Here is a 25,730-nt window from a genome sequence, read left to right as displayed (position 1 = left end):
ATTCTACGACTTCGCGGCACCTCTTGTGCTACGTCCGATAGGAATTATGCCTGCCGAGTTAAAAATTCTTTACCAGGGTCAGGCGCAGCGAGCGCGATTCCACCGGATGGAAGTGGATATCGTCGACAGGCTGCGCCTCGCCGGGCAGGCGCGAGGCATAGTAGTAATCGATGGCCGAGTCGCGCCGGTTGGCCAGGTTATAACCCTCCAGCGCCACCCGCAAGGTCTTGTCGATCTGGTAGGCGAGGCGTCCGTTCAGGCCCACGCTGGCCGCGGAACGCACGCTGTTGTCCTCGACCAGGGGGCGCGGGCCGAAGTAGCGCAGGCGCAGGGAACCCGACCACGGCCCTGCCGGCGTCACCGTCAGGGCCAGCTGGGCCACGCCTTCGATGGCGCCGGGGATGTAGTCGCCCGCCGGGTCGTTGCCGCGCGAGCGTGCCCGCGCATACGCCAGGTCCAGGTCCAGCGCCAGCCAGCTGGCCGCCTTGTAGTAGCTGGAAAACTCGATGCCGTAGCGGCGGCTGGGGCGGCCCGCCTCGGTGGCGCCGGCGTCGCCGATGAACAGCAGCTCGGAATCGAAGTCCAGGCGGTACAGCGACAGCGACGTTTGCAGGCCGGCGATGGCGGCGCTGCGCAAGCCCAGCTCCAGCCCGCGCGAGCGCACCAGGGGCGTGACCTTGTCGGCTGGTTCGCCCGTCTTCGGGTCGACCGTGATCGTCGTGCCGCGCGCGTCGTTGCTGTGAAAACCATTGCCAAGGTTGACATACGCTTCCGTGTCGCGCCACGGGCCGGCGATTACGCTCAGGCTGGGACTGAGCAAATGGTCGCTGGCCGTGCCGGAATTGGCGGGGCGGTCGCTGCGCACGTCGAAGCGGTAGGCATCCGCGCGCAGGCCGGCCACGGTGCGCAGCCAGCGCGACCAGCGCGTGCTGTTTTCGCCATACACGCCGATGCTGCTTTCGACGATATGGTCTTGCCGCGTGGCGGACAGGACTTGCCGCTGCCGCGTGTTGTACAGGCCATTGTGGATGTTGTCGTTCTGCAACTGCAGGCCGATGGTGGTATCGCTGCTGCCCCGCTCCGTGTGGCGGTGCCAGGTATGGCTGGCATCCAGGCCGGCCGTCACGCGCCGGTCGGGCTGGGCGAACTGGTCGCCGTTGCCGGGGTCCTCCATCGCATACGTAAAATTCGAGAACAGGGCCAGGCGGTTGGCGATCACGTACGCGCTGACCTTGGACGAGACGTCGTCCGTCGTCTGGCGCCAGGTGCCGGAGAGGCTGTAGCGCTGCGCCTTGCCGCCGTCACTGGGGTCGATGGCGTCGAAGCGGCCCAGCGTGCCGTCCTGCACGGCGCGCAGCGGGATCTGGTCGGTGGCGTTCCAGCTGGCGTCGTAGGCCATGGCCGTGACGTTGTAGCCGTTGTTGGCATAGCCTTCGCTGTAGCGCAGCACGCCATTGAGCTTGTGGTAGCGGTCCGGCTGCGTGAACGGGCCGTCGTTGTGCTGCGCTTCGAGGGCGTACAGCAGGCTGCCGTCGCCCGCATCGGGCGAATCGGCCAGCAGGGCGCGGCGAAAGCCGTTTTGTCCGATGCCCACGCTGGCGATGCCCTGCGTCAGGCGGTTCGCGTAGACGACGGAGGCCGCGCCCGCCGAGGAAAAATCGCCTTGCGCCGCCGAATACGGCCCCTTCTTGTAATCGAGGCGCATGGCCAGTTCGGGGATCAGGAAGTTCAGGTCGGTCCAGCCCTGTCCGTGGCCATGGCTGCGCTGGTTGACGGGCATTTCATCGACGGTGGTGCGCAAGTCCGTGCCGTGGTCGAGGTTGAAGCCGCGCAGGTAGAACTGGTTGGCCTTGCCCTCGCCGCTATGCTGGCTGGCGATCAGCCCCGGCACGGCTTCGAGCAGTTCGCCGGGCCGGTAGCTGGTGCGCGCGTCGAGCTGCTTTTGCGTGACGCTGCCCGCGTTGGCCGAATCGGCCACGCCCAGCTGGTTCAGGCGCGAACCGTCGACCAGCACGCGCTGGAAGATGTCGTCGGCGCGGGCGGCGCCTGCCGAAAACAGGGCGGCGAGGAGGAGGGGGAGATAGCGTGGCGTCATGGTTCTGTGGAGATGGCGTGGCGTGGCGCGGCCCGCGGCGGGCTTCCTGCCGGTGTTTAGCGGATCGGCAGTTCGGCGTGCCGGCTGTCGAAGAACAGGGTCTGGATGGCGCCGCCGTCCTGCACGTTGAGGGTATTTCTCTGGCTGGGCAGGAAGTCGATCAGCAGCTGGTTGTGGATGCGCGTGGCGGGCGCCAGGCGCGTGCGCTCGATTTCCTGGAAGATCACCACGTTGTCCGCGTTGACCTTCATGCCGACCCAGTTCAGGCGCAGGCGCTTGCCGTCGGCGCCGACGATATAAAACTGCTTGTCCACGTAGCGGCGCAGCGCCGCCTCGCTGTCTTCCTGGCCCAGGTCGAACTGGCGCTGGTACAGCTGCGTCAGCAGCGCTTCGACGTCGTGGCCCGTGTAGGTGTGCACCACTTCCGTGCTGCCGCTGGCCGCGTTGTAGCTGACGTCGGCGATACCCATGTGGAAATTATGCGCGCCGGCCGCCATGCTGGCGCTGGCCAGCAGGCCGGCCGCGAGCGTGCGCCAGGGCGTCACGCCTCCTCGTCCCTGGCCGCGCCGCCGCTCTTGCCTTTCAGCGGCGTATTAAAATCGCGCATCAGGTTATCCTTCGGCGACTTCTCGCTCTTGAACAGTTCCAGGCGCGATGGCGTGATCTTGCGCGGCCAGCTATTGTTGCTGGTGTCGATGTCGGCCGTTTCCCAGTACGGGTCCTGCACCAGGCCCACCATCGGCTCGTCCGTGATGACGATCTTGGTGATTTTCTTCGGCGAATAGCGCCACACTTCGGCCGGCACGCGTTCCACGTACTTCTTGCCGCTTTTCAGTTCGATTTCCAGTATCAGGGGCATGACCATGCCGCCCACGTTCGACAGGTCGACCAGGTACAGGTGCTTGCCCTGTTGCAGCAAGTCCTTTTCCCACGGTTCCAGGCCGGCCAGCGCTTCCGCATAGGCGTTGCGGTCCTTGTTGGTCACCGTGAAATCGTCGTGCTGGTTGTAGAAATCCTTCAGTTCCGGATGCGCATCGACGCGGCGCGGCATGCCCTTGTTGGCGCGGCTCGTGACGGATTCCGGCTGGGCGTCCTTCTGCGCCTTCTTCCACGCCTTTTCCGTTTCCGGATTCTTCGAGCTCACGCCATATTCCGTGATGCCGTCGATGCTGATGTCGACCGGGTCGGTGGTGTAGAACCAGCCGCGCCAGAACCAGTCCAGGTCCGTGCCGGAAGCGTCTTCCATGGTGCGGAAAAAGTCGGCGGGCGTCGGGCGCTTGAATTTCCAGCGCTGCGCGTATTCCTTGAAGGCGTAGTCGAACAGCTCGCGCCCGAGGATGGTCTCGCGCAGGATGTTCAGGCCCGCCGCCGGCTTGGCATAGGCGTTGTTGCCGAACTGCAGCAGGGACTCGGAATTGGTCATGATGGGTACCTGGTCGCGGCTACGCATGTAGTCGACGATTTCGCGCGGCTCGCCGCGCGAGGCCGGGTAGTTTTCTTCCCATGCCTGCTGCGCCAGGTATTGCACGAAGGTGTTCAAGCCTTCGTCCATCCACGTCCACTGGCGCTCGTCCGAGTTGATGATCATCGGGTAGTAGTTATGGCCCACCTCATGGATGATGACGCCGATCAGGCCATACTTGGTGCGCTTGGAGTAGGTCAGCTCGCCCGTCTTCTTGTCCTTCACGGGGCGCGGGCCATTGAAGGAGATCATCGGATACTCCATGCCGCCCACGGGACCGTTGACGGAAATGGCGGTCGGGTACGGGTAGTCGATGCTGTATTTGTTGTACTGTTCGATGGTGTGCACGATGGCTTGCGTGCTGTATTTTTCCCACAGCGGATTGCCTTCCTTCGGATAGTAGGACATGGCCATCAGCTTGCTGCCGCCCTTGCTGTAGCCCTGCGCATCCCAGATGAACTTGCGGCTCGAGGCCCAGGCGAAGTCGCGCACGTTGGACGCCTTGAAATGCCAGGTCTTTTGCGCCCGGCTGACGGATTTTTCGGCCGCTTCCGCTTCCTTCTGCGTGACGATGATGACGGGCTTGTCGCTGGTACGGGCCTGCTCCAGGCGCTCGCGCTGGGCGGCGGACAGCACGTCCTGCGGATTCTGCAGCTCGCCCGTGGCGGCGACGACATGGTCGGCGGGGACGGTCAGCTGCACGTCGTAGTCGCCGAATTCCAGCGTGAATTCGCCCGAGCCGAGGAACTGCTTGTGCTGCCAGCCGGCCGCATCGTAGTAGGCCGCCATGCGGGGGAACCATTGCGCCACCTCAAACAGCGCGTTCATGTCGTCGAAGACTTCATAACCGGCGCGCCCGCCCAGCACCTTCTGCTCGTTGATGCGGTAATCCCAGTCGATCTGGAAGACGAAGTCCTGGCCCGGTTTCAATGGCTGCGGCAGGTCGATGCGCATCATGGTGCGGTTGATAACGTATTTCAAAGGCTGGCCATCGGCGCCCTTCAAGGCGCGGATATTGAAGCCGCCCTGGAAGTCGCCGCGCGCCAGCATGCCGCGCAAGCCTTCGAACTTCATCGTCTCGTCGCCCGCCGTCCTGGCCCAGGCCTGGCGCGATGGCGCAGTGGCCATGCGGCGCGCGTCGGAATCGGGCTTGTAGATGTTCTGGTCCAGCTGCACCCACAGGTAGCCGAGGGTGTCGGGCGACTGGTTATGGTAGGTGACGGTGCCGCTGCCGGTGATTGCGCGTTTGGCTTCGTCCAGGGTGGCGCGGATCGCGTAGTCGGCGCGCTGCTGCCAGTAGGCGTGGCCGGGCGCGCCGGAGGCGGTGCGGTAGGTATTCGGGGTGGGCAGTATCTCTTCGAGCTGGCGGAACTTGTCGTCGAAGGGTTCGGCGGCGAAGGCCGAGACGGTAAAGCAGAGAGCCAGCGAGGCTACGGAACCGAAGGAAATGCGCATGGTCACCCAGATATTGTTGTAAGGAAATAGTGGCAACTATTCTATACGCAGGGTGGGGGCAGGCTTGTATCGATTTGTAATAAAGAAAGGCGGATTTTGCGCCAGCTTTTGCCCGGCGCCGTCAGATGGATAGTTCACCTGATTTTGCTCGGAAAAGCCGTGTATTTACTCACTTTTCATCAGGCTGTCGCGCAACTGGTTCAGCTGTTGTTTCATGTCCACAACTTGTTCCACGCTGCAGTGGCTGGCCGTCAGTATGGCTTCCGGCAGCAGGGCCGCCTCGTGGCGCAGCTGGTCGCCCTGTTCCGTGAGGGAAATGATGACCTGGCGCTCGTCGCTGGCGGCGCGCGCGCGCGTCAGCAGGCCCGACTGCTCCATGCGCTTGAGCAGGGGCGTCAGGGTGGCCGAATCGAGGAACAGGCGCTCGCCCACTTCCGACACGGTCAGGCCGTCGCGTTCCCACAGCACCATCATCACCAGGTATTGCGAATACGTGAGGCCCAGCTTGCGCAGGAGCTTGCGGTACAGCTTGTTCATGGCGAGCGAGGTCGAGTACAGCGCAAAGCACAGCTGGCTGTCCAGGCGCGGCACCTGGTGCAGCGGGTTGGGGGCGGTGGTGGTATCCATGGGCACAGTATATATAGCGCGCTACTTAGTTGCAAGCTACCCCCGCTTCCCCGCTGCCTGGCGGCGTCACAGGGTATTCAATGCCGCCAGCGCCTGCGCATCGAGCCTGAGCGCGCCGGCCGCGATGTTTTCCCGCAGGTGCGCCACCGACGAGGTGCCGGGAATGACCAGCACATTCGGCGCCCGCTGCAGCAGCCAGGCCAGCGCCACCTGCATCGGCGTGGCCTGCATGGCGGCCGCCACCTGGTTCAAGGTATCGGATTGCAGCGGCGAAAAGCCGCCCAAGGGGAAGAACGGCACATACGCGATGCCTTGCGCGGCCAGCGTGTCGATCAGCGCATCGTCCGCGCGGTGCGCCAGATTGTAGTGGTTCTGCACGCAGACGATGGGGCTGATCCGCTGTGCCTCGGCCACCTGGCCGGCGTCGACATTGGACAGGCCGATATGGCGCACCAGGCCTTCCCGCTGCAGCTGCACCAGCACGGACAGCGGTTCGGCAAGCGACGAGCCGTCCGGGCCGGCGATGCCCGGTGCGCGCAGGTTGACGACGTCGAGCACGTCCAGGCCCAGGTTGCGCAGGTTGTCGTGCACGGCGTCGCGCAGCTGTTGTGGCGATGCGGCCGGCAGCCAGGACTGGTCGGCGCCGCGCATGAAGCCGATCTTGGTGACGATGGTCAAGCCGCTGCGGTACGGGTGCAGCGCCTCGCGGATGATCTGGTTGGTGATATGCGGGCCGTAAAAGTCCGACGTGTCGATATGGTTGACGCCCAGTTCGACCGCTTCGCGCAGCACGGCGACGGCGGCGGCGCGGTCTTTCGGCGGACCCCAGACGTGCGGGCCGGCCAGCTGCATGGCGCCGTAGCCGGTGCGGTTGAACGCGATGTCGCAATGGGCGGGCGTGAATGGGGCGAGTGCGGGGGAAGTGGTGTGCATGGAAGCTCCGGTATGGTGGTCGAGGACAGGAGCAGCCATCGTAACGGCGATTGCGCTGTATGATAATCGGGTCAATCCGGTACAGGCTGTACTCAATTACGTACAGTAAATTACGTACAGTGCATTACGTACAGTGAATTACGCACAGTGAGAGTTCCCATGCATGCAGACAGTCCTTCCATGGCCGACCTGGCCGCCTTTGCCCTGGTGGCCCGCCACCAGGGGTTTCGCCAGGCCGCGCGCGCCAGCGGCCAGTCCGCGTCGGCACTGAGCGAGGCGCTGCGCCGGCTGGAGCAGCAACTGGGCATCCGCCTGCTGGAACGCACGACGCGCAGCGTCACGCCGACAGCCGCTGGCGCATTGCTGCTGACGCGTTTGCGCTCCGCGCTCGATGAAGTGAGCAGCGCGCTCGATGTGCTGAACGACTTGCGCGACAGCCCGCGCGGCACCTTGCGCCTGAACGTGCCCGTCATAGCGGCGCGCTTCTTCTTGCAGCCCATGGTCGACCAGTTCCTGCGCGCCTATCCGCAGATCCGGGTCGAGCTGGTGGTCGATAATAATTTTGTCGACGTCGTCGCCAGTGGCTGCGACGCGGGCATTCGCTATGGCGAGCGGCTGGAGCAGGACATGATCGCCATCCCGATCGGCCCCCGCACGCAGCGCTTTGCGGTGGCGGGCGCAGCGTCCTACCTGGCGCAGCGGGGCGTGCCCAAGCATCCGCGCGACCTGCTGCAGCACGCCTGCCTGCTGGGGAAATTCCTCAGTGGCGCGATTCCACCGTGGGAGTTCGAGCGCGACGGGCAAAAAGTGAGCGTGGAGCCGGACGGCCCATTGATCGTCACGCCGACGGCGGCCGACCTCGCGGTCAGCATGGCCGTCGCCGGCCATGGACTGGTGTATCTGTTTGAAGAGTGGCTGCAGCCGTATATCGATGCGGGCCAGCTGCAGCCGGTGCTGGAAGACTGGGCGATGCCCTTTCCCGGCCCGTTCTTATACTATGCGGGCCGGCGCCATTTGCCGGCACCGCTGCGCGCCTTCATCGATTTCGTGCAGGCCAATTTTGCGCCGCTTCCGCAGCTTTCTCACTCCGCGGGATAGCGCTGGCGCAGCAGCTGCAGCATGGCCACGTTCTGTTCCCACGCGTCGCTCACGGGCTGCTGCGTCCAGGGCAGGGTTTGCGTGTACGGCGCCGGGCCGAATTCCGGAGTGAAGGTCATGCGCTCGGCACCGGCCGCGCGGCGCAGGGCGACGATGGCGTCCCACCAGGCCAGGTGGGCGTCGAGCGCCGCTTTTGCTTCCGGCGCGCGGAAGTCGGCCACCTGCGGGCCTTGCGCATGGCCCACGCGGGCGTGTACATGGCGCACCAGCGGCAGCACTTGCGCCAGGGTCTGCGGCTGGTCTTCCAGCAAGGATTCGCAGGCGCAGCACCAGTGCGACAGGTCGGCCGTCAATGGCAGCGCGGGATACTGCGCCAGATAGGGCAGCAGCAGCATCGGGTGGCCGGAAAAGCGGCTGCGGTGGATTTCATGCACGATGGGCACGCCGTGCTTTTCCGAGACGGCGGCGGCCAGGTCGAGCAGCTGCGCGTTTTGCGCCGGCGTATAGAAATCCTTGCCCGTGTGCGTGTTGACCAGCACGGGGCGCGCCAGACAGGCGTTTTCCAGCAGTTCGGCCAGGGCCGCGCGATGCAGCTCGAAATCGCTGTGGAAGACGGTTTCCCACTGCGCGGCGATCAGCTGCAAGCCGGCCGTCGCGATGCGCTGCGTCCATTCCTCGCGCAGGGCGGCGTCCAGCGGCAGCGACATCTCGATGCCGTCGAAGCCGGCCCCCGCTACCTTGTCGATGAAGACCTCGGGCGCCAGCTCGTTATTGCCCCAGTGGGCGGCGTAGACTTCGATGCGCATCAGACGAAGCCCCGCACGGGGAAGGCCGCGTCGCGCTGGATCCAGTTGTGCGCCGCATACTCGGTCTGGCCGTCCGTCGCGTGCAGGGTGTAGGCGTGGCGCGAGACGGGCGAGCGGTTCGGCGCGCTGTAGTGGGGCAGCAAGCCGTGGAAGCAGACGAGGGCGCCCGCCTTGACTTCCAGCGGCACGGCCGTGCTGTCGTCGGGCCAGGGCATGGCGTCGAGTTTTTCCACGCGTACCTGGTCGCCGTTGCGGATGAAGCGCTCGCGCAAGGGGCCGCGGTGACCGCCCGGTTCCGCCCACAGGCAGCCGTTGTCCAGGGTCGCGTCTTCCAGCGCGAACCAGAAGGTGGTCACACTGACGGGCGTCGTTTCGAAATACGTGGCGTCCTGGTGCCAGCGCACTTCGCCGCCGATGCCGGGCTGCTTGAAAATGTACATCGATTGCCACACCTGCGCGTCCGCCAGGCCCAGGTCGCGCGCCACTGCGGCCAGTTTCGGGTCGGCCGAAAAGCTGCGGAAGACCGGGTCCAGGTCATGCATGGCGTGGCCGATCTTGTTGATCGACAGCGACTTGGCCTGCTTCAGCTGGCCGTCCGGGCCGAAGGCCTCTTCCTCGAAGAAGCAGCGGATGGTGTTGTCCGACGCCAGAAAATAATCGTTGGTGTTCTTCGCCTGGTCGCGCGTGGTGAAGATCGATTGGCTCTGGCTGGGATCGAATTCGTTGACAATCTGCTCGGCGCGCGCGCGCAGGGCGGCGATCTCGTCCGCGCCCTTGAAATCGGGCAGGATGAGGTAGCCGTCGCGTTGATATTGTTCTTGTTGAGAAATTGTCAGCATGGCGGCGGCTCCGTAAGTAGGTAGAAGGCGCCATTGTAGGTGGGACGATGGACGCAAACAATCGACAGGTGGTTGACAGATTGTCGCCAAAACGCAGACAATCTTTGATATGGATCAATTGAAAGCGATGGAAATCTTTGTCGAGGTGGCGCGCCTGCGCAGCTTTACGGCGGCCGGGCAACGCCTGGGCCTGACCCGGGCCATGGTCAGCAAGACCATCATGCAGCTGGAGGAGCGCCTCGCGGCGCGCCTGCTGCACCGTTCCACGCGCGAAGTGAGCTTGACGGACGCGGGCCGCGCCTACCTGGCGCCGTGCATGGCCACCGTCAGCCATGCGCAAGAGGCGGCGCGCATGGTGGCGCACGTGGCGCAGGCGGGAGCGGGGGCGGAACTGGCCGGGCCGCTGCGCATCCAGGCGCCGTCCAGCTTTGGCAGCGCGTGGCTGGCGGACGCCGTCGCCCGTTTCAGTTTGCAGCATCCGCAGGTGCGGGCCGAACTTTTTGTCGACGACGCCCTGCTCGACCCGATACGCCACGGCTTTGACCTGACCATCCGCGTCGGCGGCATCCCGGACAGCAGCGCGCTGGCCATGCGTCCGCTGGCGCCGTGCCGCGCCGTGCTGTGCGCCAGTCCCGCCTACCTGGCGCAATGGGGCATGCCGCAGGCGCCGCAAGACTTGTTGAACCACCAGTGCCTGCATTTCAGCCACCTGACCGATGGCACGAACTGGCATTTCCAGCGGGGAGAGGGAGAGCGGCGCGAGGAAGTGAGCGTGCGCGTGCAGGCGGGCTTCACGGCGAACAATGGCCTGGTGTTGCACCAGGCGGCGCAGCGGGGACTGGGCATCGTCTACAGCACCACCTTCCTCGCCTGGCGCAGCCTGCTCGAGGGCAGCCTGCTGCCCGTGCTGACGCAATGGGAACTGCCCCTGAATCACCTGAGCGCCCTGTATCCTGCCAGCCGCCAGATGTCGCCCAAGGTGCGCGCGCTGATCGATTTCCTGGTGGCGGAATACCAGCCCGTGCCGCCGTGGGACCGCGAGCTGGCGGCGGCCGATTTTTTCAGTTAGTACGCCACCGGTGCCACCGTCCACGCGCCATCGGCGTAGACGCGCTCGTCGTCCAGGTAGACGGCTTCGGTGACGGCGAAGATATCCACGTGGTAGCGCGCATCCTTGCGCTTGAACTGCGGCTTGGTGTAGACGCCATGCTTGGCGCCCAGCGACAGGTGGATGCCGCACATGCGTTCATACGTGCCGATGTCGTTGACCAGCTGCTCGCGCGAAAAGGCGCGGTTCATGCCGAAGCCCAGTTCGCGCACCCACACTTCGCCTTCATGCGCGCGGATGATTTCCAGCATGGCGGTAAATTCCGGCGTGGCGTGCTCCGTGCCCGTCACGCGGCCCTTTTCGATGATCAGGGTAATCGGCGTATCGGGGCGGTTGACCATGAAGTGCGTGTCGCCAAAGACGAAGATGCGCACGCGCCCGTTCACCGCTTCCAGGTCCTGCGCTTCCGTAAACACTTCGCCCAGCGGGAACTGGCCGCCGATATTGTTCATGCCGCGGTAGTCGCCGATATTCAGCTTGGCCGATTCGAACGGCGAGGCGAACACCAGCTGCTCGCCGCCGCTGTCGACCATGCCGTGGCGGGCGCCGTCGATGCGCGCCTTCAGCGCATGGCCCACGCCGCGGTAGTAGGCCGGGTCGTAGGCCAGCGAGGCGATGTAGTGCAGCCCCTGCACGCCGGGCATGCGTGACAGGTGCACGTGTTCGATCACTTTCAGGCCCCGCTTGAACAGCTCGATGCGGATGCGGAACGCTTCCAGGCGGAAGCTGGTCGACTGGATCAGCACGACGAGGCTGCCGGCCGGCAGTTCGGCAAACGCGGCCAGCACGGCGTCGGGCGTGACGTCGTCGAAATCGATGAAGGCGGCATCCGGCAAGGCCTGGCGATAGGCGTCCGTCAGCACGACATTGAGCCAGCTGCGCTTGTCGCAGACAACCAGCGCCGGTTCGTCGGGCCGGTGGCAGATGGCCATGGCCAGCAGGTCGGCCACGTTTTGCGCGGCTACTTCGGTGGCGGCGGCGCTGATGGCGTCAAGCCGGCTGGTGTCATTTTCGGGAAGCGTCATGGTGGCGAGGTCGTCATGCGGATTGAGTAGATAAGCGGGGCATTATAAGGCGATCGCCGCATGCGTCGCCATTCCCCATCCGGCGGAGGCGCGCCTGGTGCCACCGCCCCGATCTTCTTGTGTAGTGCCCTACGGCAATGTATTATTTGATTGCCAGCATGGCCGCGGCCGGGAAGCGGCCTGATGCCGTGGCCGGACCCGCGCGTGCCCGGCGCGGTTTCAGCGAAGGATGGCATACATATAACAAGCCAACAGGCAATGACAAAGAGCGTGATGCGATGAGCATAATTGGACAAGATATTCCCATGGAGCGGCCCGATACGGATGGGCGTGCCGCCGTGTTCGTGCCCGTGACGGGCGTCAAGGAAGATGTCCTGTTGACCATACGCAAAGGGGCGGCCATCGTCGGCTTTGCCAACCACGACCGCACCATCACCGTGTATTTTGAAAGCAACCGTTTCGACGACCCCGTGCTGGCCAAGTGGGAGCACAAGGCGCGCAAGGCTTACGACCGCCTCGTCGACAATGCGCCCACGGTGTCGAAACTGACCACCAGCCCCGCCAATTTCGAGCAGATCGGCTACATCAATGGCAAGGGCATCACCATCCGCCGCATGGAAAGCCTGCAGCGCTGGCTCGCGTATTCGGACGCCATGGCGACGTGCCCGGAAACGGACATCATCCCGCGCACGGTCATGGCGAAACCCGACAGCGTCAAAGTCTAAAGCGGCCGGCATAGCCTCCGGGGCGTCGTTGCCTGCCCCGCGCCCGCGCCAGCTCCCCTGCCTTACACGACGATGATGTTCGCCTGCGCCTTGAGCGGGCAGGGCAGGGTATCGTCGAAGGTGATCTCGATGGCGCTGGCGACGAACATGCCGCCGATATGCTGGGCGGCGATTTCCGGCGGCGTGCCCGGCTTGGTCAGGTTGACGTCCTGCGCGAAGACGAACACGCGCCAGGTGCCATAGACTTCTTGGTCGAATTGCAGCAGGGTGCGGTACGCCAGTTTCAAGTCCAGGCTGGCAGCGTAGACGCCGTCGTTGGCGCCGGGATCGAAGCCGAGGCCATCGTCCGTCAGCTGTTCCACGAAGAACAGGCCCTGCGGCGCCTGGAACAGCACGAAGGCATACAGCTCCGTGCCGCGGAAGACGTCGCCATTGTCGCGCTTGAAACTGGCGCGCAGCCACAGGGGTTCGAACGCCTGCACCACGGGCGGGCTGTCCGTTTCCACGGGACCGGCCACGTGGACATTGACCTGCGTCTCGCTCACGGCGTGCTGGTAGCTGGCGCCCGTGGTAAAGCGCTCATACTGCCAGCTGATGTCGGCCGTGTAGGGCAGGCCCGCATTCGGCGCTTCGGGCAAGACCCACTTCGCCACCACGCGCTCGGCCAGGGTCAGCTCGCCGGCGGCCGGCGGTGTGGCTTCCTGGCCACGCCAGAACGGATCGGCTATATCGGAGCAGGCGGCGACGATGGCGCCCGAGGCGATGGCCGACGCCACGCCCGCCACCGTGAATTCCGGCTTGCCCGAGGCGGCGCCCTTGGGCGTGCAGCAGTGCACGCTGGGGTCCGTTTCCTCGAAGGTGCCGCCGACGCTGAAGCTGGCCTTGCCTGCGCCGAGCGCGGCGGCAATGATGGCTACCAGCGCGGCGACGATGGCGATGATAATGGCGAGTATCTTCCACCACGGGTCGGAAAACGGCAGCTCGCCATGCGGCCCCGCATAGGCCGGATTCGGCGTCCAGACGAGGGTCATGCCGGTGGGCACGACGGGCCCGAAATCGGGCGGGCAGCGGCATTCCTTTCCGTCGCCGCCCGTGCTGCCCCAGCGCTTGCCGGGCAGGTGGCCCTGCGGCTTGGACAGCTCCAGCGTGCCTTCCTCGACCGTGCAGGTATAGGTATTGGTCGTGTTGTCAAAGCGCGTCTGCGAGACGAAGATCTGCTGGATCGAGCGGCGCGGCGTGTAGCCGTCGGCCTTGGCGACGAAGCTGACCAGGCGCTTGCCGGGCGTGGCGTGCTGGAAGTCGGCATCCCACATGACCAGCATGGCCGCGCCGGCCGGCACGCTGGCAAAGAAAAAGGTGCGCGCCACGGGCGCGATGCCCGGGTCGCCCACGCTTTCCAGGTACACCGTGACGTTCGTCAGCGGGCTGCTGGACATGTTCGTGACGTGGGCGGCGATGCGCAAGCCATAGATGGCATTGTCGAAGATGCCGTCCGGCAGCATGATATTGGTGACGGGCTCGATCGCGAATGGCCGCGTCAGCACCTGCATGGGCGTGTCGCTCATGATGCTTGCTCCTCTTGGCTGTCCTGACCGGCATGGCGCTGTCCGCCCTGCTCGACGACCAGGTAAGTGATGCCGCCCGTGACCTTGCCGTCCTGCGTTTCCAGCACGCGCAGCAGCGCGTATTCGCCTTCGGGCAGCACCGCGGGGCGCAGGTTCAGGTACACGGGCACGGCCTGGCCGCGCGGCACGTCCAGTTCCAGTTTCTGCGCGTCCGGCGCCTCGCCGTTGCAATGGGGCGTCAGCGCCAGGCCCGCCTTCACCAGTCCCGCCTTGGCCGGGCGCAGCTTGCCCAGGCCCAGGGTGGCCAGCAGGCGTGCCGGCACGTCGCCGCCATATTCGAGGTGCAGCGCCACCTTCCTGGCCTGGCGCGGCAGGGCAGCCACCCGGATGGCCAGCAGCTGCGCGCGGCGCGCGGCCAGCACCACGGTGACATTGCGCTGGGCGATCTGGTCGTGCTGCGTGGGCTGGAACAGGAAGCCGTTCGGCAAGGGATCGGGCAGCGGGTTGATGTCGCCGGCGCCGTGCGCCACGGCCAGCAGGCATTCGTGGCCGCCGTTGACGATGACGGGCACCCAGGGAACCAGGCACAGCACTTCCTGCGTGGCGCCTGGCGGCAGGTCGGCAAACGCGGAGCCGATCTGCGTGGCGGCGCCGACGGCGATCTGGCCGGAAGGATCGGCCCAGTAGAAATCCACGCGCACGCCGTTCGACGCGCTGTTGCCCGTGTTGTGCACGCGGCCCCACAGGTAATTGCTGGTGCCGGCGATGGGCGCACCGGGCGCGCCATTCGGATCATTGCCCGGCACGACCCAGATATCGGCACTGTCCCACCACCAGGGATTGCCGTCTTCGATGATCAGGTGGGCTGGCATGGCGATCTCCTTGTGGTGGCCTGTGCTTGTAGCTTAGGCCGTGGCGGCGCCGGCCTCTTGATCAGCATCAAGTCCACGGATGACTGTGCGGGCGCGCCGTGGCGGTGCTTGCGTGGGGTAATATTGCGGCAGAACGCAGCAGGGTAAATCCAGGAAAAGGTTGGAACGTGTCTGAAAAAGTGAATGAAGTTTGCATCCGTGCCGCTTGCGGCCGGAGCTTGCCGCTGCGCGTGGTGCATTGCCCGTTTTGCGGCACGCGCCAGGCGGGGGCGGCGCCTGTTTTGACGAAGGTGGCGGTGCCGGCCCCGGTGATGCCGGACCCCGTGCCGCCGCCGCCGCGCATGCCGCCGCCGCTGCCCGTCCATGTTCCCGCGCCCGCGCCGCAGGCCGCAGCGGCTGCCGTGCCGCCTCCCGTGCCGGCGCCGTCCGTGCCGCCGGCCGCCCCGGCGGCCGCGCCAGCCAAGGCGCCGCCCGCGAAGCCGGCGGCCAGGGGTTCGGTGCCGCCGCCGCGCCCGCCCGTGCGCCTGCGCACGTGGATCGCGGCGGCCGTGGCGCTGGCGGGCATCTGGTTTGTCAACAAGCCGTCCGACAAGCCGGCCAGCGTGGCCGAGCAGGTGGCGGCGGCCACGGCCCTGGCGGCCCAGTGCGACCTGGACGGGGCGCGCAGCGCGCTGGCCGTGCTGAAAAGCGCCAAGGCGCCGGCGGCGCAGCTGAAACGCTTGCAAGCGAGCATCACGACTGCCGCCACCACGTGCGAGAAGAAACAGCGGCGCGAGGAGGCGTGGACGACGGCGCAGGCAGCCGTCCGGCAGGCGCTCGATGCGGGCAAGCCGGACGTCGCTGCCACGCGCCTGGCCGCCCATGTGAAGCGCTGGGGCGAGGATGCGGACAGCCTGGAACTCGATGCCACGGTGAAAGTGGCGCTGGCCAGCGCCCAGCTCGACGCGGCCGACGCCTGCCTGGCGAAAGGCGACCGGGTCTGCCTGGAAAACAGCCTGATCGCCGCGGAGCGCTACAAGCGCCCGGAACTGGCGGCGCGCACGCAGGCGCTGCGCACGGCCTTGTCGCAACTGCTCGAACGCTCGCTGCTGGACGCGGCCCCGGGACCGGGGCCGGGCCAGTAACGGCCGCATGCAAAACGCCCGCCGCGGCCAGGCCGGGCGGGCGTCGTGACGCCGTCGGAAGCGGCGCTTACTCTTGCGGTACCAGGGCGAGAGCGGCGCTGAAGTCGCCCATCGGCTTGCCGCCGTTGGCCACCAGCGCCTTGTCGCGCGTGGTCAGGCCGTCGAGCACGGGCAGCGAGAAGCGGTGCGTGATGGCGCGCAGGATCGAGGCCGAATCGTATTGCGTATGATCAACCAAGCCCTTTTTCACGTACGGCGAGACGAGGATGGCCGGCACGCGCGTGCCCGGACCCCAGCGGTCGCCCTTCGGCGGCGCGGCGTGGTCGTAGAAGCCGCCGTTTTCATCGTAGGTGACGATGACCAGCATGTTCTTCCACTGCGGGCTCTTTTTCAGCTGGGCGATGACGCTGGCGATGTGCGCGTCGCCATCGGCCACGCTGGCATAGCCGGCGTGCTGGTTCAAATTACCCTGCGGCTTGTAGAAGGCCACGGGCGGCAGCTTGCCGGCGCTGGCGTCGGCCAGGAACTGGCTGTCGAAGTCGCGCAGGTGGGCGGCGCGGTAGGCGGGCGCCTTCACCGGGTCCATGTTGGCAAAGTAATTGAATGGCTGGTGGTGGAACTGGAAGTTCGGCGGGCTGGGGAAGCTGCTGCCGCGCGCGCTGGCCGTGGCCAGGGCCGTCGTGTCCTTCCAGGCGCCCGCATACCAGGCCCAGTCGATGTTCTTGCCTGACAGCAAGTCGCCGATGTTCGTCTGCGTCTGCTGCGGCAGGGTGGTAGCCTTGCTCGTGTCCGCATACAGCTTGCTGCTGTCGCCCGAGGCCGGGGCGTTGCTGCTCGGCTGGAACGGCGGCTGCATGGTGTTCACGGCGTAGAACATGCCCGTGCTGTCGGCCGGCGTCAGCGCGCCGTCGTTGGCGTAGCCGGGCGCGCCGTTCAGCACCGTGGCTGGCGCCGTGGCGGATGGCGTCAGGCGCACGAAGTTGCCCTTGGCATCGACGTCGATCTTGGCGATGGAACCCTTGGCCACCGAGGTGTCGGCGTTCGGGTAGGTGGGCGCGCAGGCGCAGATCAGGTACTGGTGCGTGAGGAAGGAGCCGCCGAAGGCGCCGATGAACAGGTTGTCGGCCAGCGCGTACTGCTTGGCGATGTCCCACAGCTGCATCTTGCTGCCGTCGTAATAGCCCATGGTCAGGCCGCCCGCGTCGGAATACGCCGCGAACTTGTCGTTGGCGCCGCCGTTGATCTGCATCTGGTTGTTGTAGAAGCGGTGCACCAGGTCGCGCGTGATGACCGATTGCGGCATGTACAGGGGGCTGTTGACGTCGTCGATCTGGAACGGCTTGTTCGGCAGGTTGGCCGACTGCGCCTGCGTGATGACGGTGCTCTGGCCGGCTGCCGCCATGCCGCCCCAGGTGGGCGGCAGCACGGGCAGGGTGCTGCCGTCGATATCCTTCTGCGCCACGTAGGAGGCGGTCGAGGTGGGATTGACGCCCGGCACGCCGTTCGCGCCGGGGAACAGGCCGTACAGGTTGTCGAAACCGCGGTTTTCCGCGTAGATGACGACGATGGTCTGGATGTTGTTCAGCGCCAGGGAGCTGTTCAGGGCGGCCAGGGCATCGGCCGGTGCCGCCTGGGCGCTGGCGCTGGCGATCAGCGCCGTCACGCTGGCGTTTTCCGCCTTCAGTTTCGCCAGCTCGTCGCCGCTGGCCTTGTTGAAGTCCGATGCCAGGCCCGCTTCGGACACGCCCAGGCGCGCGGCCAGCTTGCTGCTGGCGGCGGCAAAGTCGCCGCCATTGCCTTCCATGACCTGCACCAGTTCCGTCGACAGGGCGCTGACGAATGCGCCATGTCCGGCGGGGGCGCGCAGCAGCAGTTTTTGCGTGACCTTGGTGCCCGCGTCGCCGATGGCTTCATGGCGGATGGCGTCCGTGCCGACGGTGACGAGCACCGGGCCCTGGCCTTCCAGGCTGTAGCTGCCGTCGGCGGCCGTGCGCACGGTGGCGAAGGCGCTGTCGCAGGTCAGCTTGGCGCTGCTGCTTTCCACGCAGACCTGGGCGTTTTCATAGTAGCTGCCGATCACCTGCCCGTTGATGTGCGGCGTGACGGCGTAGTCGCTGCCGCAGGCGGCCAGGCCCAGCGACAGCAGCAAGGGGAGGGGACGCAAGGCGGGACGCAATGCGATTGTGGCGTGCAAGTTCATGTTCATGCCTTCTGGGTGGAAAACGTCGCATGCTAGGCACCGAATATGTCCGCTGCGTGACATGTCAGCCCCTGTTACATGACGTAATGTACGGTTTTGATACATGATTTTTCGCAGGGTTTTGTCATGCAGCGGTCACATGCCGCTGCTACGCTGCCCGACCATGTTCCCTCGCCGCGCCCCTTTCCCATGATGAAACCGATGCCTTTCCTGCTGCTGGCGGCGTGCGCCGGCCTGCTGGCCGCCTGCCAGCCCGCGCCGCAGCAGGAGGCCCGCGCAGCCTCCGCGCCCGCCTATCTGTCCGGCGCGTATGCGCCCACCCTGCAGCGCCAGCCATCCGTGGCGCAGATGACGGCCATGGGACGGGCCATGTTCTTCGAACCCAGCCTGTCCGTCTCGGGCAAGCTGGCGTGCGCCAGCTGCCACAGTCCCGATCACGCCTACGGCCCGCCGAACGGCCTGGCGGTGCAGCTGGGCGGCCCCGAATTGAAGGATGCGGGCACGCGCGCGGCGCCCTCGCTGCGCTACCTCCAGAATGCGCCCGCCTTCACCGAGCACTATCACGACGATGACGGCGACGACAGCGTCGACGCGGGACCGACGGGCGGGCGCAACTGGGATGGCCGCGCGCAGTCGGGCCATGAACAGGCGCTGGCGCCCCTGCTGTCGCCGCGCGAGATGGGCAACCGCGACGCGGCGGCCGTGGTGGCCAAGCTGAAGGCCGGTCCGCTGGCGGCGCAGTTCCGCCAGACCTATGGCGCGGATATCTTCGAGCAGCCGGGCCAGGCGCTGCGCTGGGCGCTCATGTCGCTGGAGGTGTTCCAGGAAAGCCCCGCCGATTTCTATCCCTACACGAGCAAGTACGACGCCTTCCTGCGCAAGCAGGCCAGCTTGAGCCCGCAGGAAGCGCGCGGCCTGGCCCTGTTCAACGATGAAAACAAGGGCAATTGCGCCTCCTGCCATATCAGCCGGATCACGCCGGGCGGCGCCTTCCCGCAGTTTACGGACTACGGCTTGATCAATATCGGCGTGCCGCGCAATGGCAAGCTGCCGGCCAATGCGGACCCCGCGTACTTCGACATGGGACTGTGCGGCCCGGACCGCACCGATTTGACGGCGCACAAGGAGTATTGCGGCAGCTTCAAGACGCCATCCCTGCGCAACGTGGCGCTGCGCAAGGTGTTTTTCCATAACGGCAGCTTCACCAGCCTGGAGCAGGTGCTGCGTTTTTACGTGCAGCGCGATACGGCGCCACAAAAATGGTATCCGAAGGACAAGAACGGCAAGGTGCGCAAATATGACGACCTGCCGCCGGGACTGGAAGCGAACGTGAACGTGGAAGCGCCATTCGACCGCCAGCCGGGCCAGGCGCCGGCGCTGAACGAGCGGGAAATCGCCGACGTGATTGTTTTCCTGCGCACCCTGACGGATGGCTACCAGGCGCCAGGGACCGTGCAGGGCAAGGCGCAGGGCAAGACTGGCTAAAAAGATATCAAGATACCATTGCTTACAAATACGCTACAAAAGCCCGATTTTATGTGCGTTAGCGAACGCTCGAAAATTTTATCCAGGTGTATATTGCGAACTGATCTGTGTCTTTTGATAACAATGAAAGGGAATAATCATGAAAGTAAGCAAAAATTGGATGACCGTGTGCGCCGCCGGGATGATCGTCGTGGCCCTGGCCGCCTGCCAGAAGAAGGAAGACGTTGCTGCCGGTCCAGCCGAGCAAGCGGGCCAGCAAATCGATGCCGCCGCCGCCAAGGCGCAGGCCGACATCAAGGCCGCTGCTGAAAAAGCCGATGCCGCCGTGAGCAGCGCCGCTGCCGATACGGGCGCCAAGATGGACCAGGTCGCTGCTGATGCAGACAAGAAAATGACCGAAGCGGCCGATGCCGTGGGCAAGAAAGTGGAAAAAGCGGGCGAAAAGATCCAGGACGCCGCACACAAGTAAGCAGGTGACTGGCCGGCCCCGCCGGCCTGTCCCGGACGGCCGCCGTCACGTGACGGCCGCCGCTCCATAGCCACCGCTGTTCCCCGCCTGGCGGCCCTGCGCCACCGTTCCCGCGCCGCCCGTGCCGTCCGTTGCTCCCAATACCACGCTCAAGTCGACGTAGCCGTCGCGCCACGCCCGTTCCAGGTCCTGTTCCACCGCTTCGAGCGTCGTGCGTTCCACGTGCTGGAAGCCGCGCAAGCCATAGGCCCGGTTGCGTCCGTGCGACTTGGCCAGGTACAGCGCCATGTCGATCAGGTTGACGCTGCGCTCCCAGCTGAGCGGCTGGCCCAGCGGCGCCAGCGGGTAGGGCGCGAATCCTACGGACACGTGCACGCGTATGGCCTGGCCCTGGTACTCGATCACTTGCGCGCCCACGCCGTCCAGGATGCGCCGCGCGATATCGTCGAGGCCGTCGCGCGCCACCGCAGGCAGGAAGGCGAGGAATTCCTCGCCGCCCCAGCGCACGATCATGTCCGTTTCGCGCAGCACGTCGTGCAGCGTTTCGGCGATGGTGGTGAGCACCAGGTCGCCTGCCGCATGGCCGTGGCGGTCGTTGATGTGCTTGAAATGGTCGACGTCGAGCAGGAACAGGGCGCTGACCACGTCGCTGCCCGCATAGGCTTGCTGGGGCTTGCCCGCCTGGCTGCGCATGAATTCCTGGAAATGGCGGCGGTTGTACAGGGCCGTCAGCGGATCGCGCGAGCTCTGGCGCTTGAGTTCCTGGTTCTTCACCTTCAGCTGCACGTTGGCGTGGCGCACCTTGCGGTACAGCAAGCCGACGATGGCGGAACCCATGGCCAGTACCAGGGCCAGCAGCCACCAGACGCGCTGCTGCAGGCGCCGGTTGTCGATTTCCGTGCTCTTCAGCTGGTTCTCGCGGCTGAGCAGTTCGATCTGGCGCTGTTTCTTTTCCGCCTCATATTTTTCTTGTAATTCGTACACGGCTTTTTGCCGCTGCTTCTCGAACAGCTGGTTGGAAATGCCCCGTTCGCGGTGGTACGCCGTCACGGCGCCGCGCATGTCGCCCGCCTTTTCCAGGGCCATGCCGTATTCCAGCAGCACGGCCTGCATGTCCGGCTGGTTGGCCGTGCGTTCGTAGTAGGCCAGGCCCGTGGCCACGCTTTGCTTGCCTTCCTGCAGGCGGCCCTGGCCGATCAGGGCCTGGCCGATGTTCAGGCGCGCCGTCGCCTCCACCTGCTCGTTGCTGAGCAGGCGCGCGGCCGTGATGGCTTCATTGGCGTAGCGCAAGGTCCGCGCGTAATCGCCTTCCTTCAGGTAGCTGTCCGACAGGTTGACGAGGGTGGTCGCCACCATGCCCTTCGCGCCCAGCTGGCGTTCCAGCGCCAGGGCCGCCAGCAGGGCGCGCTGGCCCCGCTGCGGCTGCTGCGCGTCGAGCGCCAGCCCGTATTCCGTGTTCTTCGCCTGCGCCATGCGTCCCGGCGAGTCCAGGGTGGCGGAGACGGCCAGCAACTCATCGAGGACCTGGAAACCCTTGTCGTATTCGCGCATTTGCGTGTACAGCAGGGTGAGGGCGTTCAGGGCGGGGGCCAGGCTGGCGGGGGAATTGCTCTGGCGCGCCAGGTCGACGGCTGCCTGCAGCTTGGCCAGCGCAAACGGGAAGTTGCCTTCCTCGGCCCACGACTGCCCCGCGCTGATGGTGGCCTGCACGCGCACGGGCAGGTCGTCCGTGCGGTTGGCGATGCGCTCCGCTTCAAAGGCCAGCAGGTGCGAGGCGCGGCGCTCGTTCATGGCAAAGGTGATGTAGGCCTTGCTGAGCATGCCCTTGGCCAGCGCCACGTCGTTATGGTTCTGGCGGGCGTAAGCGATCACTTCCTCGGCCAGCTGCATGGCGATGTCGTTCTGCCCCAGGCGCATGCGGGCATTGCTGAGTTGGGTCAGGAATTCCGTGCGCACGGGCAGGGGCGCGCTGCGCGCCTGCGCTTCCACCTCCTGCAGGCGCAGCAGGGCGCGTTCCGGCACGAAGCGGCCATCCTCGCGCACGGCATCGATCTGTTGCAGCAGAGACAGCTCCCCGGCGCCGGCAACAGGCGGCAGCAGGCACGCCAATGCCAGCAGCCAGTGTGCCTTCCGCCATGATGCCCGTTTCTCTCTGCCTGCCAACTTCCCGCTCCCGCAATGACCCTGCTTGTCTGCAAAGATTATATTCTGTTGCAATCAAGAAATATCATGCGCACTGCAGAAATCTCCGAAAGTGCACACTACGGGCATTGACAAAACGGCATTACTGCGCCAGCTGCTGCAGCAGGTACAGGCGCTGGTACAGGCCGCCGTCGATCTGCATCAGGTCCTCGTGCGGTCCCGCTTCCGTGATGCGGCCATGGTTGAGCACGATGATCGTGTCCGCGTCGCGGATGGTCGACAGGCGGTGCGCGATGGCGATGATGGTCACCTTGCCGCGCAATTCATTGAGCGCCGTCTGCACGATCTGCTCCGTCTGGCTATCGATGCGCGACGTCGCTTCGTCGAGCAGCAGGATGCGCGGCTGGCCGGCCAGCGCGCGGGCAATGGCGATCAGCTGCTTCTGCCCCGACGACAGGCGCGAGCCGCCTTCGCCCAGCGGCGTGTCGTAGCCGTGTTCCAGCGCGGCGATGAAGTCGTGCGCATGCGCGGCGCGCGCCGCCGTCTCGATCTGCGCCTGCGTGTAGCCGCGGCCCATGTCGATGTTGTCGCGCGCCGAGGCGGCCAGCAGGAAGGGGTCTTGCGGCACCAGGCCCACGTCGGCGCGGAAATGCTCGTTGTCGATGCTGTCGAGCGCGACGCCATTGATGGCGATGCGGCCCTGCGTGACGGGATAAAAGCGCAGCAGCAGGGAGAGCAGGGTCGACTTGCCGCTGCCCGTGTGGCCGACGATGCCGAAGAAGGCGCCCTGGGGAATGGTCAGCGACAGGTCGTGCAGCACGGGCTGGTTTTCCACGTAGGCGAAGGTCAGGTGAGAAATATCCACGGCAGGCACGTCGATGCCCGCCTGTGCCTGCCGCAGGGCCGGTGTTTCCCTGCCCTGCGCATGTTCCAGCGCCTGCGCTTCGTCCAGCAGGGCCGAGACGCGGGCCGTCGCCACCACCGACTGCTGCAGCTGGCTGAACTGCATGGTGATCTGGATCAATGGTTCGATCACGCGCGCGATGTAGCTGATGAACGCATACAGCACGCCCACTTCCACGGCGCCCATCTCGCGCCGGCCGAAGCTGAAGATGACGACGGCCAGCAGCACGATGTTGAGCATGTCGAGCGCGGGGCGCAGCAGCCAGGCGTTGGCGCGCAATTCCTGCATGCGCGCCGTGTAGTGGTCCTGGTTGATGCCCGTGAAACGGGCGCCGAAGCGCTTTTCCGCGTTGTTCGCCTGCAGCACGCTCATGCCGCCGATCGATTCGGCGATCTGCCCGTTGATTTCGCTGCGCAGGGCGCGCGCGCGCGTGACGGCCGGCGCGCTCCAGCGCTGGTACAGGAAGACGATGACCAGCACGGCCGGCAGCAGGGCCAGCACGATCAGCATCAGCCGCCAGTCGAGGAAGGCCATGGCGGCCATGGTGCCGACGAGGACGATGGAGCTGTCGAGGATGACGAACAGCACCTGCACGTACAGCGATTTGACGGCTTCCGTGTCGTTCGTGACGCGGCTGACCAGCTGGCCCGTGATGGCGCGGTCGAAGAAGGCCATGGGCAGGCGCAGCACGTGCTGGTAGACGGTTTCGCGCAGGCGCTGCACCGAGCGCATGGCCAGGCCGGACAGGCGCACCAGCTGCAGGTAGCGCAGGCCGGACGCGACCCAGCCCGTCAGCAGGCAGCCGCCCAGCAGCAATGACATGCGCGTCCAGTCCAGGTGGCGCGGCAGCAGGTGCTGGTCGATCAGGGCCTTGCCCAGGATCGGCCCCGTCACTTCCAGGCCGGCGGCGATGATCAGCCAGAACGTGGCCCAGTACAGGTGGCGCAGGTCGGGCGCGGCGGCGCGGCGCAGCAGGCCGATGGCTTGCACGGCCTGGCGGCGCACGGATTGCGTGGCGGTGGCGGCTTGGTCGTTCTTAGATGGCATCGAGGCTGGCCTCCAGTTGTTGATAGCGCCACTGGCTGGCGTACCAGCCGTCGCGCTGCATCAGGGTCTCGTGGTCGCCCGTTTCCGTCACGTGGCCATCGCGCAGCACCAGGATCAGGTCGGCATTCACGACGGCGCTCAGGCGGTGGCTGGCGATGATGGCGCTGCGCTCGGGGCGGCGCGCGCGCAGTTCTTCCAGGTGCTGCAGGATGCGCGTTTCCGTGCCCGTGTCGACGGCCGACAGCGCGTCGTCGAGCAGCAGCAGGCCGTTGTCGGCCAGCAGGGCCCGGGCGATGGCCACGCGCTGGCGCTGGCCGCCGGACAGGGTGATGCCCTTTTCGCCCACGTGCGTCTGGTAGCCGTCGGGGAATTGCAGGATGTCCGCATGGATGTCGGCCAGCTGCGCCGCCCGTTCCACTTCCTCGCGCGTGGCGCCGGGGCGGGCCAGGGCGATATTGTCGGCGATGGTGGCGGAAAACAGGAACGATTCCTGCGGCACCCAGCTGATGGCCGCGCGCAGCGCATGCAGGGTGTAGGCGTCGAGCGGCTGGCCGTTCCACGTGGCCGTGCCCGATTGCGGCGTCACCTGGCGCAGCAGCACGCGCAGCAGGGTCGACTTGCCGCTGCCCGTCGGCCCCACCAGGCCCAGGGTCTGGCCCGGCAGCAGGCGCAGCGAGATGCCGGACAGCGCGGGCGCCGTCTGGCCCGCATACGCAAAGCCGATGTCCGTCAGCTGCAGGGGGCCGGGCGTCAGCGTGGCGATGGTGCCGTGGTCGTCGATGGCCAGGGGCGCGTCGAGCATGGGCTGCAGGCGCTGCCAGGCGGCGCGGCCCCGCTCGATCAGCGAGAGTACCCAGCCGGCGGCGAACATGGGCCAGATCAGCTGGCCCAGGTACATGGAAAAGCTCGTCAGCGCGCCGATGGTCAGCTGGTCCTGCCACACGAGGTAGCCGCCCAGTCCCAGGGTCAGCGCCGTGGCGGCCGTCAGGGTCAGGCCGACGGCCGGTTCGTACGCCGCTTCCCAGCGCTGCGCCGTCAGGCTGGCGTTGGCCGCGTGGCCGGCCAGGGTGGAAAACTGCTTGCTGCTGCGCTCTTCCAGGCCCAGCGCGCGCAGGGTGCGCACGCCCGACAGCGATTCCTGCACATGGTCGTTCAGCGCCGCAAAGCGTTTTAAGGAGTCCGTCGACGCCGTGTGGATATGGCTGGAGATGCGCCAGAAGGCCAGTCCCATCAGGGGGAAGGGCAAGAGGGCGATGCAGGCCAGGCGCCAGTCCACGCCCAGCAGCATGATGCCCAGCACCATCAGCAAGGTCAATGTGCCGTCGAAGCCGGCCAGCATGGCTTCGCCGGCGGCCATTTCGATGGCGTCGATGTCGTTCGTCGCCAGCGCCATCAGGTCGCCCGTGCGCTGGTTCTGGTAGAACGACGCGCCCTGCTGCGACATGCGCGTGTAGAAGCGCGTGCGCAGCATCACGCCCAGCTGGTAGGCGGCCTTGAACAGGGTGATGCGCCAGCCCACGCGCAGGAAGTAGATGACGACGCCGACGGCGAGCAGGGTCAGCAGCTCCAGCCACAGTTCGGAGGCCGTCATGCGGTGCGCGGCAAGCGCGTCGATGATGGCGCCCACGCGGCGCGGGATCCAGACGGTCAATGTTGCCACGCCCGTCAGCATGACGGCGGCGGCGGCATACGCCGGCCAATGCTGACGCACGAAGCCGGCGATGAGCCTCGATAAACTCATGGTTACCT

General features: G+C 66.2%; 20 protein-coding genes. 6 read left to right on the top strand and 14 right to left on the bottom strand.

Going from position 1 to position 25,730, the window contains the following annotated elements:
- Positions 1–58 precede the first annotated feature (58 nt).
- The 5 genes from EBS11_RS06990 to EBS11_RS06970 all read right to left on the bottom strand — a co-directional run bounded on the left by EBS11_RS06990 (position 59) and on the right by EBS11_RS06970 (position 6,572).
- Positions 59–2,095 carry a TonB-dependent receptor gene (locus EBS11_RS06990; RefSeq protein ID WP_290601572.1) on the bottom strand — a complete coding sequence of 679 codons (2,037 nt, stop codon included), beginning with the start codon at positions 2,093–2,095 and terminating at the stop codon, positions 59–61.
- 56 nt (positions 2,096–2,151) lie between these two features.
- Positions 2,152–2,640, bottom strand: coding sequence for a DUF6702 family protein (locus tag EBS11_RS06985; protein WP_290601571.1), 489 nt, complete (start codon positions 2,638–2,640; stop codon positions 2,152–2,154).
- Positions 2,637–5,012: a M1 family metallopeptidase gene (locus EBS11_RS06980; RefSeq protein WP_290601687.1), complete on the bottom strand. Its 2,376-nt coding sequence runs from the start codon at positions 5,010–5,012 to the stop codon at positions 2,637–2,639. The genes EBS11_RS06985 and EBS11_RS06980 overlap by 4 nt, the downstream gene beginning before the upstream one ends.
- 165 nt (positions 5,013–5,177) lie before the next feature.
- Positions 5,178–5,639 carry a MarR family transcriptional regulator gene (locus EBS11_RS06975; protein WP_290601570.1) on the bottom strand — a complete coding sequence of 154 codons (462 nt, stop codon included), beginning with the start codon at positions 5,637–5,639 and terminating at the stop codon, positions 5,178–5,180.
- A 66-nt stretch (positions 5,640–5,705) separates the two neighbouring features.
- Complete coding sequence (locus tag EBS11_RS06970) at positions 5,706–6,572, bottom strand: aldo/keto reductase family oxidoreductase (protein ID WP_290601569.1); 867 nt, start codon at positions 6,570–6,572, stop codon at positions 5,706–5,708.
- A 159-nt stretch (positions 6,573–6,731) separates the two neighbouring features.
- Here EBS11_RS06970 and EBS11_RS06965 point away from each other — a divergent pair, with 159 nt between their 5' ends.
- A complete protein-coding gene (locus EBS11_RS06965) occupies positions 6,732–7,670 on the top strand; it encodes a LysR family transcriptional regulator (RefSeq protein ID WP_290601568.1) in 939 nt (312 codons plus the stop codon).
- Here the strand turns inward: EBS11_RS06965 and EBS11_RS06960 are convergent.
- Both EBS11_RS06960 and EBS11_RS06955 read right to left on the bottom strand, forming a co-directional pair.
- On the bottom strand, positions 7,655–8,476 hold the full coding sequence (locus EBS11_RS06960; protein ID WP_290601566.1) for a sugar phosphate isomerase/epimerase: 822 nt from the start codon (positions 8,474–8,476) through the stop codon (positions 7,655–7,657). The two genes, EBS11_RS06965 and EBS11_RS06960, sit on opposite strands and share 16 nt — an antisense overlap.
- On the bottom strand, positions 8,476–9,315 hold the full coding sequence (locus tag EBS11_RS06955) for a phytanoyl-CoA dioxygenase family protein (protein ID WP_290601564.1): 840 nt from the start codon (positions 9,313–9,315) through the stop codon (positions 8,476–8,478). The genes EBS11_RS06960 and EBS11_RS06955 overlap by 1 nt, the downstream gene beginning before the upstream one ends.
- Positions 9,316–9,424: 109 nt before the next feature.
- On the opposite strand from EBS11_RS06955, the gene EBS11_RS06950 reads away from it, so the two are divergent.
- Complete coding sequence (locus EBS11_RS06950) at positions 9,425–10,384, top strand: LysR family transcriptional regulator (RefSeq protein ID WP_290601562.1); 960 nt, start codon at positions 9,425–9,427, stop codon at positions 10,382–10,384.
- Here the strand turns inward: EBS11_RS06950 and EBS11_RS06945 are convergent.
- Positions 10,381–11,448 carry a hypothetical protein gene (locus tag EBS11_RS06945; protein ID WP_290601561.1) on the bottom strand — a complete coding sequence of 356 codons (1,068 nt, stop codon included), beginning with the start codon at positions 11,446–11,448 and terminating at the stop codon, positions 10,381–10,383. The genes EBS11_RS06950 and EBS11_RS06945 overlap by 4 nt on opposite strands.
- A gap of 305 nt (positions 11,449–11,753) precedes the next feature.
- Between EBS11_RS06945 and EBS11_RS06940 the strand changes: the two genes are divergently transcribed.
- A complete protein-coding gene (locus EBS11_RS06940; protein WP_290601560.1) occupies positions 11,754–12,173 on the top strand; it encodes a hypothetical protein in 420 nt (139 codons plus the stop codon).
- Between the two features lie 62 nt (positions 12,174–12,235).
- Here the strand turns inward: EBS11_RS06940 and EBS11_RS06935 are convergent, their stop codons facing one another.
- Together EBS11_RS06935 and EBS11_RS06930 are read right to left on the bottom strand one after the other, a co-directional pair.
- Positions 12,236–13,738, bottom strand: a complete 1,503-nt coding sequence (locus EBS11_RS06935; protein ID WP_290601559.1) for a hypothetical protein — start codon at positions 13,736–13,738, stop codon at positions 12,236–12,238.
- A complete protein-coding gene (locus tag EBS11_RS06930; protein WP_290601557.1) occupies positions 13,735–14,610 on the bottom strand; it encodes a hypothetical protein in 876 nt (291 codons plus the stop codon). Before EBS11_RS06930 ends, EBS11_RS06935 begins: the two co-directional genes overlap by 4 nt.
- A gap of 167 nt (positions 14,611–14,777) precedes the next feature.
- On the opposite strand from EBS11_RS06930, the gene EBS11_RS06925 reads away from it, so the two are divergent.
- Positions 14,778–15,734 (top strand): hypothetical protein, encoded by a 957-nt coding sequence (locus EBS11_RS06925; RefSeq protein ID WP_290601556.1) that lies wholly within the window; start codon positions 14,778–14,780, stop codon positions 15,732–15,734.
- A gap of 67 nt (positions 15,735–15,801) precedes the next feature.
- Here the strand turns inward: EBS11_RS06925 and acpA are convergent, their stop codons facing one another.
- Positions 15,802–17,928 (bottom strand): acid phosphatase, encoded by a 2,127-nt coding sequence (gene acpA, locus EBS11_RS06920; RefSeq protein ID WP_290601554.1) that lies wholly within the window; start codon positions 17,926–17,928, stop codon positions 15,802–15,804.
- A gap of 207 nt (positions 17,929–18,135) precedes the next feature.
- Between acpA and EBS11_RS06915 the strand changes: the two genes are divergently transcribed.
- Both EBS11_RS06915 and EBS11_RS06910 read left to right on the top strand, forming a co-directional pair.
- Entirely contained in the window at positions 18,136–19,419 is a 1,284-nt protein-coding gene (locus EBS11_RS06915; protein WP_290601553.1) for a cytochrome c peroxidase, read from the top strand.
- Between the two features lie 139 nt (positions 19,420–19,558).
- The gene (locus tag EBS11_RS06910; protein ID WP_290601552.1) at positions 19,559–19,888 is read left to right on the top strand and encodes a hypothetical protein; all 330 of its coding nucleotides are present in this window, start codon (positions 19,559–19,561) and stop codon (positions 19,886–19,888) included.
- A gap of 45 nt (positions 19,889–19,933) precedes the next feature.
- On the opposite strand, the gene EBS11_RS06905 is transcribed toward EBS11_RS06910, so the two are convergent.
- From EBS11_RS06905 to EBS11_RS06895, 3 genes are all read right to left on the bottom strand, one after another.
- A complete protein-coding gene (locus EBS11_RS06905; protein WP_365954966.1) occupies positions 19,934–21,997 on the bottom strand; it encodes a GGDEF domain-containing protein in 2,064 nt (687 codons plus the stop codon).
- A gap of 175 nt (positions 21,998–22,172) precedes the next feature.
- Positions 22,173–23,981 carry an ABC transporter transmembrane domain-containing protein gene (locus EBS11_RS06900; RefSeq protein WP_290601551.1) on the bottom strand — a complete coding sequence of 603 codons (1,809 nt, stop codon included), beginning with the start codon at positions 23,979–23,981 and terminating at the stop codon, positions 22,173–22,175.
- On the bottom strand, positions 23,971–25,722 hold the full coding sequence (locus EBS11_RS06895) for an ABC transporter transmembrane domain-containing protein (RefSeq protein ID WP_290601550.1): 1,752 nt from the start codon (positions 25,720–25,722) through the stop codon (positions 23,971–23,973). The genes EBS11_RS06900 and EBS11_RS06895 overlap by 11 nt, the downstream gene beginning before the upstream one ends.
- Positions 25,723–25,730 lie beyond the last annotated feature (8 nt).

The organism is Janthinobacterium sp. (assembly GCF_009923995.1).
Classification (GTDB): Bacteria; Pseudomonadota; Gammaproteobacteria; order Burkholderiales; family Burkholderiaceae_D; genus Janthinobacterium.
This window is presented reverse-complemented; position numbering and strand designations above follow the sequence as displayed.

Coding starts and splice junctions, on each gene's coding strand:
- EBS11_RS06950 (WP_290601562.1), top strand. CDS start 9,425: ATGGATCAATTGAAAGCGATGGAAATCTTTGTCGAGGTGGCGCGCCTG.
- EBS11_RS06900 (WP_290601551.1), bottom strand. CDS start 23,981: ATGCCATCTAAGAACGACCAAGCCGCCACCGCCACGCAATCCGTGCGC.
- EBS11_RS06980 (WP_290601687.1), bottom strand. CDS start 5,012: ATGCGCATTTCCTTCGGTTCCGTAGCCTCGCTGGCTCTCTGCTTTACC.
- EBS11_RS06930 (WP_290601557.1), bottom strand. CDS start 14,610: ATGCCAGCCCACCTGATCATCGAAGACGGCAATCCCTGGTGGTGGGAC.
- EBS11_RS06910 (WP_290601552.1), top strand. CDS start 19,559: ATGAAAGTAAGCAAAAATTGGATGACCGTGTGCGCCGCCGGGATGATC.
- EBS11_RS06940 (WP_290601560.1), top strand. CDS start 11,754: ATGGAGCGGCCCGATACGGATGGGCGTGCCGCCGTGTTCGTGCCCGTG.
- EBS11_RS06990 (WP_290601572.1), bottom strand. CDS start 2,095: ATGACGCCACGCTATCTCCCCCTCCTCCTCGCCGCCCTGTTTTCGGCA.
- EBS11_RS06955 (WP_290601564.1), bottom strand. CDS start 9,315: ATGCTGACAATTTCTCAACAAGAACAATATCAACGCGACGGCTACCTC.
- EBS11_RS06975 (WP_290601570.1), bottom strand. CDS start 5,639: ATGGATACCACCACCGCCCCCAACCCGCTGCACCAGGTGCCGCGCCTG.
- EBS11_RS06965 (WP_290601568.1), top strand. CDS start 6,732: ATGCATGCAGACAGTCCTTCCATGGCCGACCTGGCCGCCTTTGCCCTG.
- EBS11_RS06945 (WP_290601561.1), bottom strand. CDS start 11,448: ATGACGCTTCCCGAAAATGACACCAGCCGGCTTGACGCCATCAGCGCC.
- EBS11_RS06960 (WP_290601566.1), bottom strand. CDS start 8,476: ATGCGCATCGAAGTCTACGCCGCCCACTGGGGCAATAACGAGCTGGCG.
- EBS11_RS06935 (WP_290601559.1), bottom strand. CDS start 13,738: ATGAGCGACACGCCCATGCAGGTGCTGACGCGGCCATTCGCGATCGAG.
- EBS11_RS06915 (WP_290601553.1), top strand. CDS start 18,136: ATGCCTTTCCTGCTGCTGGCGGCGTGCGCCGGCCTGCTGGCCGCCTGC.
- EBS11_RS06895 (WP_290601550.1), bottom strand. CDS start 25,722: ATGAGTTTATCGAGGCTCATCGCCGGCTTCGTGCGTCAGCATTGGCCG.
- EBS11_RS06970 (WP_290601569.1), bottom strand. CDS start 6,572: ATGCACACCACTTCCCCCGCACTCGCCCCATTCACGCCCGCCCATTGC.